This window comes from Shewanella sp. BJSY2023SW005 (assembly GCF_047314585.1).
In the GTDB taxonomy this organism is placed as follows: Bacteria; Pseudomonadota; Gammaproteobacteria; order Enterobacterales; family Shewanellaceae; genus Shewanella; species Shewanella algae.
On the sequence record NZ_JBKORJ010000045.1, the window covers coordinates 16,108 to 32,662 of the forward strand.

Sequence of the window (16,555 nt, forward strand, 5' to 3'; positions counted from 1 at the left end):
ATCTGCGTGGACTTTTTGTGACAGGTCTCACTCAGAAATTTCATCGAATCCCTGTGCCGCTTTCCGATCAAATACTGTGCCCTGGATGGATTTTCAGGTAAGGTTGGAGCTGGATAAAAATAAAACACCCGTTTACATCGGGGGACTTTGAAGGATAGAGGTGACATGATGGAACGCGAATCAATGGAATTCGATGTTGTTATCGTCGGTGCAGGCCCCGCCGGACTGGCTACGGCTTGCCGTTTGATGCAGATCTCCAAAGACAGCGGCAAAGAGATCAGTGTCTGTGTGGTCGAAAAAGGCTCTGAAGTTGGCGCGCATATTCTCTCCGGCGCCGTCTTTGAACCCAGCGTATTGGAAGAACTCTTCGGTGACTGGAAAGAGTTGGGAGCGCCCCTGCATACCCAGGTTACAGAAGATGAAATCTATCTGCTCAAGTCGGCCGAAGATGCCAAACATCTGCCCAACAGTCTGGTACCCAAGACCATGCACAACCATGGCAACTATATTATCAGCGTCGGTAATCTCTGCCGCTGGATGGCCGAGCAAGCCGAAGGCCTGGGAGTGGAGATATTCCCCGGTTTCGCCGCCAGCGAGCTGTTGTTCAATGAAGATGGCAGCGTCAAGGGCATACTGATTGGCGACATGGGCATAGGCGCCGATGGCCAGCCCAAAGACAGCTATATGCCGGGCATGGAATTACACGCCAAATATACTGTGTTTGCCGAAGGCTGCCGCGGCCATCTGGGCAAGCAGCTGATAGAAAAATTCCACCTGGATAACGGCAAGACACCACAGCACTACGGCATAGGCTTCAAAGAGATTTGGAAGATCCCGGCCGAGCAACACCAACAGGGTAAAGTGGTTCACAGTGGCGGCTGGCCGCTGTTGGAAGGCGCCAGCGGTGGTGGTTTCCTTTACCATATGGAAGACAACCAGGTTGCCGTGGGACTGATCATCGACCTCAACTACAAGAACCCGCATCTGAGCCCTTTCGATGAATTTCAGCGTTACAAAACCCACCCTGTCATCGCCAAGACCTTAAGTGGCGGCGAACGTTTGAGTTATGGTGCCCGCGCCATCACCAAGGGGGGTCTCAACTCTCTGCCCAAGATGAGCTTCCCAGGCGGTCTGGTAATAGGTTGTGATGCAGGGACACTCAACTTCGCCAAGATCAAGGGTACCCACACCGCCATCAAGAGCGGTATGCTGGCGGCTGAGACTCTGGCCGAAGGTCTTATTGCGGGGGTTGAAGGCGGAAAAGATCTCGACTGCTTCCAGGAACGGCTGGAACAGAGCTGGCTCTTTGATGAGCTTTACCGCTCCCGTAACTTCGGCCCGGCCATGCACAAGTTCGGCACTTTCCTGGGTGGAGCCTTTAACTATATCGATCAAAACTGGTTTGGCGGCAAGTTCCCTGTGACCCTGAGAGATGATCATCCCGACTATGCCCAGATGGGTGAAGCCAGCGCCTACAGCAAGATTGACTACCCCAAGCCGGATGGCAAGCTTAGCTTCGACAAGCTCTCTTCAGTGTATCTTTCCAATACCTTCCACGAGGAAGATCAGCCCTGCCATCTGCGTTTGAAAGATGCCAACATCCCTATTGCGGTCAACCTGGTGAAATACGATGAACCGGCGCAGCGTTACTGCCCTGCGGGTGTCTATGAGGTGGTTGAAGACGAGGGGCAACCCAAGTTTGTGATCAACAGCCAGAACTGCATTCACTGCAAGACCTGTGACATCAAGGACCCCAGCCAGAACATCACCTGGGTGACGCCCGAAGGAGGCGGTGGTCCCAACTATCCCAATATGTAATTGATTAACCTAAACCACAAAAACGCGTCTTTATAAGGCGCGTTTTTTTATTTACCGAACGCAACATTAGGCTCTATTGAAGGAAGGGCAATTTTTAGTCATAATCGCGGTTATACAATAAGATCCAGCCCCATAAAACAGCTGGCATGCCTATACTCTACAAAGACTTAAGGGAAAGTCCCTGCCACTGTGTTAGCTCGCGGCCGTAACCAACGCCGGCTAATTAATGCTGTTGTCCACATTAATAAGGATATGGATAGGCGATCGCTATGAAACTCAAACTCACCATTAAACAAAAGATTTTACTGACGGTGACTCTGGCCGTGCTGATGTCGACTATTTTAGTTGGTGTGCTCAGCCAGCGCAGTGCCCGTGAAGTTGTCGAACAACGTATGCTCGGTTCCGAGCTGCCCAGCTTGATGCTGCAGATCCGCAATAAGTTGGATCTGGAGATCAGTACACTGATGAACGGCGCCGAGCAACTAGCCCACAGTCAGATGCTCAAACACTGGTTGGAACAGGGGCGTCCCGAAGCCGAAGTCCCCTTGGTCATCTCACAACTCAAGGACATGACCCGTCAGTATCATTTGGCGCAAGCCTCCTACGCCGACCGCGAGACGGCGGCCTATTACACCCAGGACGGTTTCCTGCGGATCCTCAATCAACAGCAGGACGGCTGGTTCTTCAACTACAGAGACAGTCGCCAGGAACGCATGTTGAATGTGTTTACCGAAGCCAACGGCGAGGTCAAACTCTTCATTAACTATCAACAGCCCAACGGTCGCGGCCTGGTGGGGCTGGCCAAGTCGCTCGACGATATGGTGCGCCTGCTCAACTCCTTCAAGATTGAGCAGAGCGGCTATGTGTACCTCACCGACAATCAGGGCAAGATCCAACTGCATCCGGACAAGAGTCTGACAGGCAAACGTAACTTGCAGGATCTCTACCCAGGCAATGTCAGCAAACTGTTGAATAAGAGCGACTTCCAGTTGCTCGAAACCGAAGTCAATGGTACCGATATGCTGGTTGCCAGCAGCTATATTCCGTCAATGGATTGGTATCTGGTGGCTCAAGTTCCTCAAGGGGAAATCTTTGCCCTGTTGCAAGAGGCCGCCTACCAGATTCTGTTATGGACAGCATTGATTGCCGCCGGCTTCATCTTCCTGGCTGTGATAGTGGCCGGCTCTGTTAGCCGCCCCATCAGCAAGGTGGCGGAAATGTTCCGCGACATAGGCGAAGGCGAAGGCGACTTGCGCCAACGTCTGCCGGTCGAGGGTGAAGATGAAATAGCCCAACTGGCCAAGGGCTTCAACAGCTTTATCTCCAAGATCCAGGACTCTGTGGTCGAAGTGGCCGCCACCAGCGAACAGTTGGGGTTATCAGCCAAGGATGTCTCGGCGCAGGCCCAGCAGACCATGAGCGACAGCCAGGATCAGAAAGACCGCACCATGATGGTGGTGACCGCCATCAACGAAATGGGGGCAACCGTTAACGAGATTGCCGCCAATGCGGCCCAGGCGGCGGTAACAGCCAAAGATGCCGATAGCGAATCGGCCACTGGCCAACAGGTGGTGACCCGCGCCCGGGATACCATTAACCAGTTGTCGCAGGATGTGGCTCAGGTCGGCGAAGTAATCGAGTCTCTGGCGACCCATACCAAATCCATCGGCGGCATTCTGGATGTGATCCGTGCCATCTCGGAGCAAACCAACCTACTGGCACTGAATGCCGCCATTGAAGCGGCTCGGGCCGGTGAAGCCGGCCGTGGATTTGCGGTCGTGGCCGATGAAGTCCGAAACCTGGCTTCCCGCACCGCTGCCTCAACCGATGAAGTGCAGGTAATGATAGATAAGTTGCAGGCCGAAGCTGCCAGAGCCGTCAGTGCCATGGAGCTGAGTCGTAACCGCTCCCGTGAAGGCGTTCAGGCCGTAGATGAAGCCAGCCAGGCGCTCAGCGGTATTTCAGGACAAATTGCCCAGATAAGCGATATGAATATCCAAGTGGCGGCGGCCACAGAGGAGCAATCCACTGTAGTGGAGGATATCAATCGTAACGTCAGTGAGATCAATGAGATAACCCAGCGCACAGCCGAGACCGCTGAAGCCGCCGCCGCGGCCAGTGACGCACTCAATAATCTGGCCCGTAGGCTGGATACCTTAGTCGCCCGCTTCAAGGTTTAACCTCAGGTTCCCCAACGGCAGCCTTGCAACTGCCGTTGGGAATACTGAACCTCATTCCCGCAAAGCCTTGAGTACACATGCAACTCCTGAATCTTACTTCTGATTGGTATAACATAGCCGCAACTATCTTTCGGCTAATAAAAGAGTATTCATGGAACCACAGATAGAATGGGCGCTGTCACATATCGCCTGGCTGATGTTTATTCTGGCAGGACTCTTCTTTGTCTTGCAGCTTTGGCGTTGGCAGCAGCTACTGAAACATATACGGGTTCAGTATCCTGAACTGGCTCATACAGCTGAAAATGATTCACCAAATATAGCGATAAGAGTCAAACAGTCGCTGGAGTCTGGCACTCTGGCCAACAGCCAGGATCCTGTGATTATTCGTTATCAGAAACAACAGAGCAGCCTTAGACTGATCATGGCTATTCTGTTGACCATGGGCTTTGTAATGGCCATATTAGAGTGAGCTAAAACCCGTTAAGTCCAGCGCTATTCAAGACAGGCTATAGATGAATATAAGTTATCTATGGCCTGTGTTTACTAACCCAGAGTTCTGCTAGTGTTCCAAGGTTATTGTTTGGGCCAGGGAAAACTCACCTCAGGCTGCTCGCCATAGCAGGTGGGGCGTCTTGGGCAAACTGCACCTCTGGAGCAGATCAATCTGGCATCGCTGGCGATACCACGCTCGACCCAATTAATATTGAGTATCCGCGCTACTGTCAGCAGTTGCTGTTTTATCTTTCTGGGAATGGCACCTTCTCCGCCCTGCTCGACACAAGCTTGTTTAAGATCCTGCGCCAATGACAAGGCATCCTCCCCCTGGGCCTCAATGGCAGGATTGAGATCTATTCCGGCACAGAGCACATGATGATTACCGGCCAAGTCTTCTACCTTGACCGATTCACAGCAATAGATCCTGGGTTGTTGCTCCACATCCAGAATGGATATCTGCGCCGAACTGCCCTCCTTGGGCTCGGTGATCATCCGAAATACCGCCCAGTGCTGACAAGGGTCGGCCACCGCCCGCATATTCCCCCAGGGTAGCGGAATACCGTTGCCCCGATACACAGCTTTTAGCTTGCCCGGAGCATAGGCATCGAAATAATGCCAGTGAGGATAAGGTGAAACCACTGTCATACGCCGCATCGCTACCGAGGGAGAAACCCCCGCCAGCCGGTGAGCATCTATCTCGTAGCCGTATCTGTCCAGCAGTTGCCTGAATGCTACTTTGGGGCAGAGCAAGGCCCCGGCAAAGAAACTGGCCTCAAAGCCACGCCAGGCCTGGAGAATATCCTGGGCATTGAGAGACGAACTCTGGATCTGGGGATCGGTTTCACTGAAACCACTGCGGCCCACGGTCAACACATTGCTCAGCCCATCGCGATTGTGCAGCACACAGTGACCTATATGCACCGCCAAATCGTACTTGAGCCTGGTTGGTTGAGACTTAAGGATCTCGTTGAGAAATAGCGTTCCCGGCGGCTCCATGTAGGAAGTCACCAACTCTCCGGTACATATCCCCTGGGCATCCGTCAGCTGTTTTGCCGGTCGGGCGAACCATTGGATCTTCAGTCCCTGCGCCGCGGCGAGATCCAGCATCTCTTCTACCGACAAGGGCAGACGCTTCTTACCCACCTCTTCGGCGGCCCGTTCCAGATCGGGGAAATGGTTTTGATGGTGTTCCTGATGGGCGCGGATCAACAGGTGGGCAAACTGGCGGCCGCTGATCCCCGTTTGTGACAGCATCTCGGGAATAGCTATCTGCAAAATATCATTGGAGAACAGGAAGCCCGGCTCCAGCGGCATACCACTCACCCCGCCGCGTCGTCCTTTGTCCGGGGTGATAGCCTGCTCCTCCGGCGCATCGTCCAGAAACCAACTCACCTCTTTTTGAAAAACTGCAGCTATGACCGCCAGCATACCTGCACTGGGAACACGCTTGCCCCTTTCGATCATCGACAGGTATGACACGGACGGTGCCGACTCAGGATCGACCCTGACACAGCGTGCCGACAAATCTTCCATAGTTAAGTGATTGCGTTTTCTGAGGTTTCTTATTTTAGTTCCCAGAAAATGTGACTTACGGATCAGGCTTTGGTCTTGGCGCATTTTGTAAAATTCACACTGTAAAATTTTTATTGTGAAATTGTAATCAAAAAAACGCTAGCCTACAAATTAAGCAATTCACAGGAATTGTCCGGCCATGAGGCGACAGTGCCATCAGGTCAAGGAAAGCAAACACGAGGGCGAGACGATGAACATCTCCACTATGCAGCAAAAAATCAATCAAGAGCACAACCCTTTCATCGCCGAAGCCGTCTTTGCCGTGGAAGCACTCGGTGAACGCCATATCGCCGACAAGATGGCCAATGCCAAGCAACTGCTTGACCGGCTGTTCCCACTGGCAAACGGCTCACATGCCGAGGTGGTTTGTTATGTGGTTTACTATCAGCATCTCTTGGCCTGCTTTGCCGATGGCAGCCAGTGTGGCCTCAAACAGCCACAACAGTTTGTCGCCCTGAGCGGCCACCGCAGCGAGCCAGAAGCCATACTGCTCAAGGATGATTGCGGCTGTCACCTGGAACTGAGCTTTGACCGCCAAGGCTGCATCGGCAGCCGCGACTGTGCCACCATTGAAGACATTCAGCTGGAACGCTGTCTCATCGATGGCCGCTGCCAGGAAAACAGACTCAAACGTGAGTGGATTAGCCTGTTGCATAATGATGGCGGTCAACCACGCAGCAACAAGAGTTGCAAACGCTTTACCACCAAAGATGGCCATGAATATCAGTTGTCTTCACGGGTCTAATCGCAACAGAGCGTCATAGGCACTTGGCCTTATTAGACACAGCAAAAGGCACAGCAAACTTCTGCCAGAAATGACATAAACTCGGGATCGGGGAACTGGCTTCCCTGATCCTGCTGTCTTAGTCAGAGATTCAGTAAAACTTACGCTGTACATTAAGTTAATTTTAGTTTTCCTAGCATTTTGCCTCACTTATACTAACGCTCCCGGAATCTTGCTATCTCTTGTCCATGAGCCAACTGCAGAAAAAGTGGCTGTTTTGCCTGCTTGCCATCGCCTGCCTACACCCCGCAATCTCCTCACCTCTGGCACTCTTGGTGGGATTTGTGCTGGCTAATCTCGGCTGGTTGCCATCGGACTGGGATCTGGGGAAACTGACCAAAAAACTGCTGGCCATCTCCATTGTCGGTCTGGGTTTTGGCATTCCGCTGCAACAGGCGATCGACGCCTCTGTAGGCAACTTACCGTTAATTCTCGGTTCCATACTGCTGACCCTGCTGGCGGGCACGGCGTTGACTCGGGTTTTGGGGTTGGATAGACGAGTCGGTCACTTGATTGCCAGTGGCACCGCCATCTGTGGTGGCAGCGCCATCGCCGCGGTGGCACCGGCTATCAATGCCCGCAACGAACAAACCGCCATTGCACTGGCCTGCGTCTTTGTACTTAACTCGGTTGCCCTGTTTGTTTTTCCCGTGATAGGTCATCTGCTGCAGCTGAGCCAACATGACTTCGGGGTTTGGAGCGCCATCGCCATTCACGACACCTCGTCCGTGGTGGGCGCCGCATCCGCCTACGGTGAAGAAGCACTCAAAACGGCGACCACCATCAAACTGGCACGTGCCTTGTGGATAGTGCCTCTGGCGGCAATCAGCGCCTTGTTGTTTGGTGGCAAGGGTAAACTCAATATTCCCGGGTTTATTCTGTTTTACTGCCTGGCTATTGCCATCACCAGTGTGTTACCTCAGGGCCAATTTATCTATCAGGAACTATTTGAGCTGGCAAAGCGTACCCTGGTGGTGTGTTTGTTCCTGATTGGCTGTGGTATCACCTTCAGGAAACTACAGCAGAGTGGTAGTAAGCCCTTACTTCTTGGAGTGATTCTCTGGCTGTTTATCGGCAGCTCGTCTCTTGGCTATATTCTCTGGCAGGGTTGAAAACAGGTAACAAAAACCTGCGAAGGCGCTGAGTTCAATCAGAGCCCGCAACAAGCCTTGGGTCTGGGTCGATGCCAGTACCACCAGTAAGAGAAACAGCAGGATATAGCCAGGCTTCACCGCCACCTCCACAGTTAAATAATGCCGCTATTATTGGTGTCTGTGGAGCCTGGGTGCCAATATCGATTCTCGATAATAAAGAACCCAAAGCACTAAGAAAAAATTTTTTATACCTTTTTATGTGCATTAACTGGCAGGAAACCCGCTCTCTTAGACAGGGATAGCCTGGTAGCAAGGAGGAAAGTTGCCGGGGAAAATGCCTAATCCTACTTGCTCAGCCGCCGCAGGATTAGCTTCAAGAAACGCGTGTAAAGTCGCTTCAAAACGACAGATGCCACCCGTGTCTTAGGCCGCCTGTGAAGTATCAGCGCTAGCAACGGGTTGAATAAAGTCTTCCATAAACCAGGCACAGAAGGTATGACGGCCATCAACATCCGCCTTGGCGTAAATTGCCGATGCCTGCTGCCGCACCGTCTTCTCCTTGGTGCTGCGAACACTGGCAATCTCTTTGAAACTCAAGCCTTTCAACAGTAATAAAGCCACTTCCTGCTCACTGCGGGTCAGCGACCAGAGCTCAAATTGTTGCTGTACCGCCTGGGTGTATTCCTGGCGGGCGGCTTGCATTCGACTGGAGATATTGCAGATCTTGGCATCGGCATTGGCCAACTTTGACTTGAGTAACTGCATCTCGCGGCTGCGGCGGATCAGATCAAAACTGATATACAGGGCACCACAGGCGGAAAGTGCCACCAAAATGCTCTCCTGCACTATGTGATAAGTCGGCACACCAAGTTGCATATCTGACAACACATCCAGCAGATTCAGCGTCATTATCACACTGAGCAGCACTATCATCACCAGATCCTTCATTGACGCAACTCCCGATTAATAGGCTTCAAAAACATGTAGTTACCTTATGGTACATATGTCCCATAAGTGCAAATATGATACAGGTCACCGAAGACGACAGGCCAAATCAGTGCCAGGCTGGCGGCTGGTATTTCCCCAAGAGACACTCCCATGAAAATCCGCCCCCTCTATCTGGGTTGTAGCCTGCTGTTAATGGTGTTTCAGCTGAGAGCGGCCCCGGAAACAGACAGAGACGCCCTTTTGTCCCTGAGTCAAAACAGGCTGCACACATCTTCGGCACAATTGGCTCCAATATATCACAGCTCGGACTGGCTGACAGGCTTGCCAAGCATCAGTTTGAGCCATCTTGGCAGCCTGGAAAGCCACAACAGCTATGAGCAGGAGCTCTCGCTCAACCTGCCTTTTCAGTCACCGGCCATGCAGCGCCAGAATGCCAAGCTCAAGCCCATTAACGAACGCATGCTGGAATTGCAAAGCCAGCTGCAGCGCCTCTATCTCTCTGGCCTGTTGCGTCAGTATTGGTGGCAACAGGCACAAGCCGAGCAGGAGCTGGCGCAACTGCGCCACAAGCAACAGGTACTGCAGCAACTGCTGCAACGGCAACAGGCCCTGAGCCAAAGTGGTGAAATGCCGGCAACTTCGGTACTGCTGTTAAAACGTGAACTGCTGGAGTTGTCGCTCACTAAACTCCCACTGGAGCAACAACAACAAGAAGCCAATGAGGCACTCAAGCGACTGACCGGACTGCAACAGCTGCCGTCACTGGATGAAAGTGACACCCCACTGCCGGATGATGCCGGTGCCGGGCATCCCATGTGGCAATTGCTGGCGCTGCAGCAGCAACGTCAGCAGCTCACCACAAACGCCCAACTCGAAGGAGATGACACTCCTTGGCTGGTGTCTGTCACGGCCAAAAACACTGCCACCCAAGGGCTGGATGAACAGTCTCTGGGTCTGGCACTGGAGATCCCCTTACCTGTTGGCAACGGCCTGAGCCAGCAACAGCTTGGCGAGTTGCAGCAACAAAGGCTGCAACTGGAGCAACAGCAACAACAGCAGTTACTGCAGAGCCAACTGCTGTTGCAGCAACTCAAACGTCGTCAAGCCCAGCTACAACAAGAGCAGCAAGGGCTGGAGCAAGCCGTGCAGCTGAGCAAACAGCTCAGTGAAACCCTGCTGACCACGGCCGAACAAGGCCCAGCCCAGTATGAGTCCTGGCTGCGGCGCCATCTTGAGGCCCTGGATACCCAAGCCAGGCTGTCGCTCAACCGGCTGGCACAAGCCCAGCTGCATTCCCAACAACTGCAAGCGCTCGGAGTTACCCTATGACCCCTAAAACCCTGGTTGGCACACTGGTGTCGACACTGTTCTTCTCCCCGCTGTGGGCGCAGGAAATCTCGGTTGCGGACCTAGGTAAGCTGACACTCAGCTTCACCTCAGTGAACCAAGTACAACAGATAGAGGCCGCCCCTGTACCGGCAATATTGGCGGCCCAGCCAGGCAGCAGCTTCTATCTCACGGCCCCGGAAACCATCCAACAACGACGCTGGTTGGTGGCCGAAGGAGAATGGGTCGATGGAGGCCAAGCACTGGTGCAACTTAAGGGCGCCGAAATTGCCCACTTTCAACTGCAATTTACCGCCGCCGAAGCGGCATTCAAGCTCGCCAAGCAGCGCTATGATCGCAACCAAAAGTTGCGGGCCAACGGCGCCATAGGTGCCGAAACCTGGTCGCAGATAAGCCGGCAGTATTTCGACGCTTTGCTGCAATATGAACACCTGCAGCATTTCAGTGAATTGCTTAAGCCGGGGGACAATCCCGAGACTCTGATATTGCACGCGCCCATGGCCGGATTGCTGCAATACGGCGATAGCAGTGAACCGCTGATGAGCGGCGCCCCACTGCTGGGGATACTGCCCGCCGACGAACTCAGGCTTAAGCTACGTTTACCACTGGCCCAGAAAGACAGTGTCAATGCCGTGATGGCCGGAGAGTGCCAACTGCAGATAAGACGCAAAGACCAGCTGGCCAAACAGGGCTTTGTCGACGCCTGGAGCCAGGCCGTTCCCCCAAGCTGCGGCCTGCAACCCGGGCAGCAACTACAGGTTATTCCGCTGCAGTCCATCAATGCCTTGGTGGTGCCCAAACAGAGTCTCTATTCCTGGGGCACTGGCAGCCAGGTGCTGAGTCACAGCCAAAACAAGCTGCGGCCAACCGACGTGCAAGTGATAGGAGCCAGCGCCGACAGCTACTTCCTGGCGCCCAATGAGACACTGGTCGGTGCCGAGGTGCTGAGCGACTCAGTGGCGGCCGTCAAAGGCATACTCCTGGGTTTGGGGGGCGAATAGCATGCTCAGTGCCATTATCCGTTTCTCCCTGACTCAAAGGCTGTTTACCCTGATAACAGCGCTGCTGCTCTGTGGTGCCGGCGCCTATTCCTGGTTGGGGCTGCCGCTGGACGCCTTCCCGGATATCTCGCCGACCCAGGTGAAAATCATCCTCAAGGCTCCCGGCATGACAGCCGAAGAGATAGAGGCCCAGGTGACAGTACCGGTTGAGACTGAGCTACTGGGGATCCCCAAGCAGGCGATACTGCGTTCCACCAGCAAGTATGCAATTACCGACATCACCCTGGACTTCAACGAAGGCACAGATATTTACTGGGCCAGACAACAGGTGAGTGAACGCTTGGCGGCGGTATGGGACAAGTTGCCCGCCGATCTGGAAGGCGGCGTTGCCCCCATGAGCACCCCGCTCAGTGAAATCTTTATGTTCTCGCTGGAGAATCCCTCGTTGTCGCTGCTGGAACGCCGTCAGTTGCTGGAATGGGAAATCAGGCCGCTGCTGCGTACCGTGCCCGGAGTCGCCGATGTCAACATTCTCGGCGGTTTTGCCAAGACACTGCAGATCACCCCTGACCCAGTCGCCCTGGCTCAGGCCGGTATCAGCCAGGAAGAGTTGATAGCCCGTATCGAGAGAAACAACAGCAACACGGGTGCCGGACGCATCACGCTAGGGACAGATAACCTGACGGTTCGCACCGAAGGGCGCATCGACTCGCTGGAGGCCCTGCAACAACTGGTGATTGCCACCAATCAGGGCGGCAGCTATCGCCTGCAAGACCTCGCCCGGGTCGAAATAGGCCATCTCAGCCGCTACGGCGCCGTGACCCGTAATGGTGAAGAAACCACAGAGGCCTTGATCGTCGGTCTCAAGGATGCCAATACCGACCAAGTCATCAAACTGGTAAGGGAAAAGCTGGCCCAGATAGAAAAGACCCTTCCTCCCGGCAGCCAGCTGAATGTGTTCTACGACAGGGCCAACCTGATAGGCACGGCCATAGGCACCATTTCAGATGCCCTGTTTGAAGCCGTGGTGTTGGTTATTCTGTTACTGGCGCTGTTTCTCGGCAACTTGCGGGCGGCATTGGTGGTATCACTGTCGCTGCCGCTGGCGGCACTGGCCACCTTTATGCTGATGCGCTACTTCAATCTGTCGGCCAACCTGATGAGCCTCGGCGGTCTGGTGATCGCCATCGGCATGTTGGTGGACTCCTCCGTGGTGGTGGTGGAGAACATGGTCAACCAGATTGCCGGCGGCAAACGCCTGCCCAGGCTGCACCTCATCTACCGCGCTACCAAAGATGTGGCCGTGCCTGTGGTGTCCGGCACCCTGATAGTGATCATAGTCTTCTCACCGCTACTGACCCTCAGCGGCCTCGAAGGCAAACTGTTCACCCCAGTGGCTATCACCATAGTGTTTGCCATGCTGTCGGCACTGGCACTGTCGCTGACGGTGATCCCTGTGCTGGCCTCCTATCTGGTCAATGAAAAAGCGGCCAACGAACCCAAGGCCATTGGCTGGCTCAAGGCGCGCTACCTGCTCAGTCTGCAGTGGGTGTTACAGCACGGTAAGGCATTTTGCGCCACGGCACTGGTGGCACTGGTACTGAGCCTGGGGCTGTTTACTCAGGTGGGTAAAACCTTTATGCCGACCCTGGATGAGGGTGACATTATTCTGCAGTTGGAGAAGTCCCCGTCGATTTCGCTGCAGGCCTCGCTGGCACTGGATACTCAGATAGAGCAGCACCTGCTGGCCACTGTGCCCGAGATACGCCAGTTGGTCGCCCGCACCGGTGCCGATGAGCTGGGGCTGGATCCCATGGGGTTGAATGAGACAGATGTCTTCATGGAACTTAAACCCGTGGAGGAGTGGCGCTTTGCCAGCAAGGAGGAGCTTATCGATGCCATACGCACCGAAGTGCTCAAGTTTCCGGGGATCAATTTCAACTTCACCCAACCAATCCAGATGCGGGTCTCCGAGATGCTTACCGGCAGCATAGGCGATGTGGCGATTAAAATTTTCGGTGAAGATCTTGAGACGCTTTCAAGATTGGCCAGCGAGACGGCACACCTGACGAGCGCCACTCGCGGCAGCCAGGATGTCAAAACCGCCATGACCGAAGGCAGCCCCTTTATCAACCTCCGTCTCAAGGAAGGTTTGGCCCGCAGTTACAACATGAGTGCCGATGAGTTTGGCCGATATCTCAAGAGCCAACTGGAAGGCCTGGCCATAACCGAGATAATCCAGGGCAAGAAGCGAACTCCCGTGCTGATAGCCCAGGCAGCAGATGGTATCAACAGCCTGCCGCAACTGGAGCAAAGGCTATTGGTAATGCCGGATGCCAGCCTCAGGCCCCTTGGTGAACTGGCGCAAATAAGCTATCGCGAAGGGCCGATACTGATTGAGCGCGAGCAAGGCAACCGTTTTGCCGTGGTCACCACCAATGTCAGCGGCCGCGATATCGTCGGCTTTGTTGAAGAACTGCAGAGCAAACTGGCGGCTGAGCTGTCTCTGCCCAGCGGTTACAGCCTGAATTTCGGCGGCGAATTCGAGAACCAGCAACGGGCGACCCGTAATCTGTTGTTGGTGGTACCCGTGGCGCTGATGCTGATCAACCTGATCCTGTTCACCACCTTCGGCAATATCTCCAAAGCCTTGCTGATCCTGGCCAACGTCCCCTTTGCCATGATGGGCGGTATCTTCAGCCTGTTTATCTCGGGCGAATACCTGTCGGTGCCAGCCTCAGTGGGCTTTATCGCCCTGCTGGGGGTAGCCGTGCTCAACGGCGTGGTGATGGTCAGTTACTATGAACAGTCGCGGCATCTGTTTGCCAGCCTCAGTGAGCGGGTCGAACAGGGGGCCGCCCGCCGACTGCGGCCGATTCTGATGACGGCCACCACCGCCATGTTCGGCCTGATCCCGCTGGCCTTTGCCACCGGGCCCGGCGCCGAAATTCAAAGGCCGCTGGCAATAGTGGTCATAGGCGGGCTGATCACCTCCACTATCACCACCCTCTATTTGTTGCCACTGCTGTATCAAACCCTGGAGAAACGCCAATGAAACAACTCTTGGTGCTGATAGTGCAGCACAATCTAAAAGACGATGTGGTCGACACTCTGATGTCGCTGGACTACCTCTCCGGCTTCAGCCTGATCAATATCTGTGGCTTCAGCCGCGAGCACAGCCACTTCAATCTCAAGGAACAGGTGGAAGGTTATCGGGAATTCTACAAGTTTGAGGTGATGCACCCGCAAGAGTCACAGCAGATGCTGCTGCAAACCCTGGCGGAGGTCTGCCGCCACAACCCCTGCCGCTATTGGATAGTACCGATAGCGACAGACGGCGTGCTGGGTCAGGACTGACGGGGTTTGAGCCAATACTGGCCGGCGATGGCCAACAGGCAATAGCCGAGGAAGAACCAAAAGCCCGACTCCAGGCTGGCGTGGGTGTGAACCAAATCCCCCATGCCGGCCGAGGCGTTGCCGGCCATATAAGTGATGATAAGCGCCACCACAAATACGTCGGCCATGGACCATTTGGCAATGGCCGCGGTAATACTGTCGATGATCTGCCGCACCTTACTGGACAGCGGCGCCTGAGCCAGCAGCATCAGCCCCAGCTTGCAGGCCGGCACTATCACGGAAAACAGCATCACCAGCGCCGCCACCAGGGTATTGCCGTGTTGATGCAGCTCGGTCACTGTACCCCAGATACTGCGGGTCTTGTTGAACACCTCCATTTCACCTTGAAGATTGTTCAGCCCCAGCATACCGCTGATCATCGCCAGCATTCCCCTGGCACTGTCGCGTCCGGAACCATCACTGACGGCTTCGGCAATCATGTCCAACCCGGCTTCGGTCAGCTCGGCCTTTTCCACCGTGCCGCTGACACTCAAAATAGGTTGAGTCACCCCGGGGATCAGCAAGGCCAGCGACAATAACAGGGTCATGATAGGTAAAATTCGGCGCATCGGGGTCACTCCACAAACTCAACAAAAAGGCCCACCACTCGGTGGGCCCAACAGTTTACCCAGTTTACCGCCAGATCAATAGAAGGGCTTGGGGTCGACATCCAAAGAGCTGGGCGATACACCTCTGTCTATGTTGAGATCAGACTTTTGCAGATCCACCATGGTCACATCGGTATATCGCTTAAACTTCAATGAATAGAAGCATTTGACTATGGGGTGCAACACGTCCCTGTCTTTGGATTCCCAGACTATGCCCACTCGGCCATCGGACAGTTGCACCAATGAACCGACCGGATAGACACCGATACAACGGATGAATTCGTACACCAGGCTCTCATCCAGATGAAAGGGCGTCAGACTGAGCAGAATCTTAAAGGCGGCTGCCGGGCTCATCGCCTCTTTATAGCAGCGGGTGGCGGTAAGGGCATCATAGATATCCACGATACAGCTCATACGCCCATGCAGCGGCAATGCATCTCCTTTCAGGCCCCTCGGGTAACCACGGCCGTCGAGTTTTTCATGGTGCATCAGACACACATCCTTGCTCACTTGAGACAAGCCCTTGGCCTGTTCCATGATCTCGATGGCGTAGGCCTGATGCAGCTTCATGTACTCAAACTCTTCCGGCGTCAGCTTGCCCGGCTTGTGCAGTATCTTGTTATCCACCTTGATCTTGCCGATGTCGTGGAGAATACCGCCGATGGCCAGCTGTCTGAGCATCTCGCGATCTAGCTTGAGATACTTACCGAAGGTGATCAGCAGGAAGGCAACATTGACCGAATGTTCCAGCAGGTAGGCATCTTTGGATCTCAACGCAGAAACGCACTTCATCGCATCCGAGTCGAGCATCACCGACTCGATCATATTGTCTGCCAGTGCCGCAAAAGGCTCGACTTCTATTGCCTTGCCTTCGAAGGTTTCACTGAGGACTTTGCGCACCAAGCCCTTGGCTTCTGTCAGTAGCTGTTTGGCCTGACCTATTGCCAATTGATGGTTCACCGAGGTTTTACGGGGATGGTGATTGAAGGCGGGGCGTTGTTTTTTCAGGCCACAGTTGTCGCTGGAACGCTCCACATCGACCCAGACAAAGCGAATGCCGCTGTTGCTGAGTTTAGTGATTGCCTGGCGGCTCCTGATCTGGCCGGCATTGGCGACGGCCAATTGGCCGTTGTTCTCAATGGCCGAGACATACATGCCTATCCCCAATTGAGTGACGGGCAACTTCAAAAGGGCTGCTGTCGATACCACATCGGTCATTCTTTCACTCCGGCAAATGCTTTTGGCCTCAATCCGAAAAACGTTTGCCAGGGGTTAACGACTCTCCAACAAATGTCACTCGGCTCTGCCTTAT

At 54.3% G+C, this 16,555-nt stretch carries 13 protein-coding genes; 9 read left to right on the forward strand and 4 right to left on the reverse strand.

Going from position 1 to position 16,555, the window contains the following annotated elements:
* Positions 1-168 precede the first annotated feature (168 nt).
* The 3 genes from ACMHXI_RS13485 to ACMHXI_RS13495 all read left to right on the forward strand — a co-directional run bounded on the left by ACMHXI_RS13485 (position 169) and on the right by ACMHXI_RS13495 (position 4,467).
* Complete coding sequence (locus ACMHXI_RS13485; RefSeq protein ID WP_044736027.1) at positions 169-1,818, forward strand: electron transfer flavoprotein-ubiquinone oxidoreductase; 1,650 nt, start codon at positions 169-171, stop codon at positions 1,816-1,818.
* Between the two features lie 269 nt (positions 1,819-2,087).
* Complete coding sequence (locus tag ACMHXI_RS13490) at positions 2,088-3,998, forward strand: methyl-accepting chemotaxis protein (RefSeq protein WP_413735176.1); 1,911 nt, start codon at positions 2,088-2,090, stop codon at positions 3,996-3,998.
* 151 nt (positions 3,999-4,149) lie between these two features.
* Positions 4,150-4,467 (forward strand): hypothetical protein, encoded by a 318-nt coding sequence (locus ACMHXI_RS13495; protein ID WP_109247463.1) that lies wholly within the window; start codon positions 4,150-4,152, stop codon positions 4,465-4,467.
* 104 nt (positions 4,468-4,571) lie between these two features.
* On the opposite strand, the gene ACMHXI_RS13500 is transcribed toward ACMHXI_RS13495, so the two are convergent.
* Positions 4,572-6,110 (reverse strand): DUF3612 domain-containing protein, encoded by a 1,539-nt coding sequence (locus ACMHXI_RS13500; protein ID WP_144168201.1) that lies wholly within the window; start codon positions 6,108-6,110, stop codon positions 4,572-4,574.
* Positions 6,111-6,204: 94 nt separating this feature from the next.
* Between ACMHXI_RS13500 and ACMHXI_RS13505 the strand changes: the two genes are divergently transcribed.
* Positions 6,205-6,810, forward strand: coding sequence for a malate synthase (locus tag ACMHXI_RS13505; protein ID WP_368873297.1), 606 nt, complete (start codon positions 6,205-6,207; stop codon positions 6,808-6,810).
* Between the two features lie 227 nt (positions 6,811-7,037).
* Complete coding sequence (locus ACMHXI_RS13510; protein ID WP_101059576.1) at positions 7,038-7,961, forward strand: YeiH family protein; 924 nt, start codon at positions 7,038-7,040, stop codon at positions 7,959-7,961.
* A 405-nt stretch (positions 7,962-8,366) separates the two neighbouring features.
* Here the strand turns inward: ACMHXI_RS13510 and ACMHXI_RS13515 are convergent, their stop codons facing one another.
* The gene (locus tag ACMHXI_RS13515) at positions 8,367-8,891 is read right to left on the reverse strand and encodes a helix-turn-helix transcriptional regulator (protein WP_107005845.1); all 525 of its coding nucleotides are present in this window, start codon (positions 8,889-8,891) and stop codon (positions 8,367-8,369) included.
* A gap of 150 nt (positions 8,892-9,041) precedes the next feature.
* Here ACMHXI_RS13515 and ACMHXI_RS13520 point away from each other — a divergent pair, with 150 nt between their 5' ends.
* The 4 genes from ACMHXI_RS13520 to ACMHXI_RS13535 are packed head-to-tail and all read left to right on the forward strand — an operon-like array spanning position 9,042 to position 14,596.
* Positions 9,042-10,220 carry a TolC family protein gene (locus ACMHXI_RS13520; RefSeq protein WP_208185245.1) on the forward strand — a complete coding sequence of 393 codons (1,179 nt, stop codon included), beginning with the start codon at positions 9,042-9,044 and terminating at the stop codon, positions 10,218-10,220.
* Complete coding sequence (locus tag ACMHXI_RS13525; protein WP_208185246.1) at positions 10,217-11,239, forward strand: hypothetical protein; 1,023 nt, start codon at positions 10,217-10,219, stop codon at positions 11,237-11,239. Before ACMHXI_RS13520 ends, ACMHXI_RS13525 begins: the two co-directional genes overlap by 4 nt.
* A gap of 1 nt (position 11,240) precedes the next feature.
* Positions 11,241-14,294: an efflux RND transporter permease subunit gene (locus ACMHXI_RS13530; RefSeq protein ID WP_208185247.1), complete on the forward strand. Its 3,054-nt coding sequence runs from the start codon at positions 11,241-11,243 to the stop codon at positions 14,292-14,294.
* Complete coding sequence (locus tag ACMHXI_RS13535; protein ID WP_044735510.1) at positions 14,291-14,596, forward strand: DUF3240 family protein; 306 nt, start codon at positions 14,291-14,293, stop codon at positions 14,594-14,596. The genes ACMHXI_RS13530 and ACMHXI_RS13535 overlap by 4 nt, the downstream gene beginning before the upstream one ends.
* Here ACMHXI_RS13535 and ACMHXI_RS13540 read toward each other — a convergent pair.
* On the reverse strand, positions 14,587-15,204 hold the full coding sequence (locus ACMHXI_RS13540; protein ID WP_025009173.1) for a paraquat-inducible protein A: 618 nt from the start codon (positions 15,202-15,204) through the stop codon (positions 14,587-14,589). The two genes, ACMHXI_RS13535 and ACMHXI_RS13540, sit on opposite strands and share 10 nt — an antisense overlap.
* Before the next feature lie 75 nt (positions 15,205-15,279).
* Complete coding sequence (locus ACMHXI_RS13545; RefSeq protein WP_144168199.1) at positions 15,280-16,461, reverse strand: HD-GYP domain-containing protein; 1,182 nt, start codon at positions 16,459-16,461, stop codon at positions 15,280-15,282.
* Positions 16,462-16,555: the final 94 nt, after the last annotated feature.

Coding starts and splice junctions, on each gene's coding strand:
- ACMHXI_RS13485 (WP_044736027.1), top strand. CDS start 169: ATGGAACGCGAATCAATGGAATTCGATGTTGTTATCGTCGGTGCAGGC.
- ACMHXI_RS13490 (WP_413735176.1), top strand. CDS start 2,088: ATGAAACTCAAACTCACCATTAAACAAAAGATTTTACTGACGGTGACT.
- ACMHXI_RS13495 (WP_109247463.1), top strand. CDS start 4,150: ATGGAACCACAGATAGAATGGGCGCTGTCACATATCGCCTGGCTGATG.
- ACMHXI_RS13500 (WP_144168201.1), bottom strand. CDS start 6,110: ATGCGCCAAGACCAAAGCCTGATCCGTAAGTCACATTTTCTGGGAACT.
- ACMHXI_RS13505 (WP_368873297.1), top strand. CDS start 6,205: ATGAGGCGACAGTGCCATCAGGTCAAGGAAAGCAAACACGAGGGCGAG.
- ACMHXI_RS13510 (WP_101059576.1), top strand. CDS start 7,038: ATGAGCCAACTGCAGAAAAAGTGGCTGTTTTGCCTGCTTGCCATCGCC.
- ACMHXI_RS13515 (WP_107005845.1), bottom strand. CDS start 8,891: ATGAAGGATCTGGTGATGATAGTGCTGCTCAGTGTGATAATGACGCTG.
- ACMHXI_RS13520 (WP_208185245.1), top strand. CDS start 9,042: ATGAAAATCCGCCCCCTCTATCTGGGTTGTAGCCTGCTGTTAATGGTG.
- ACMHXI_RS13525 (WP_208185246.1), top strand. CDS start 10,217: ATGACCCCTAAAACCCTGGTTGGCACACTGGTGTCGACACTGTTCTTC.
- ACMHXI_RS13530 (WP_208185247.1), top strand. CDS start 11,241: ATGCTCAGTGCCATTATCCGTTTCTCCCTGACTCAAAGGCTGTTTACC.
- ACMHXI_RS13535 (WP_044735510.1), top strand. CDS start 14,291: ATGAAACAACTCTTGGTGCTGATAGTGCAGCACAATCTAAAAGACGAT.
- ACMHXI_RS13540 (WP_025009173.1), bottom strand. CDS start 15,204: ATGCGCCGAATTTTACCTATCATGACCCTGTTATTGTCGCTGGCCTTG.
- ACMHXI_RS13545 (WP_144168199.1), bottom strand. CDS start 16,461: ATGACCGATGTGGTATCGACAGCAGCCCTTTTGAAGTTGCCCGTCACT.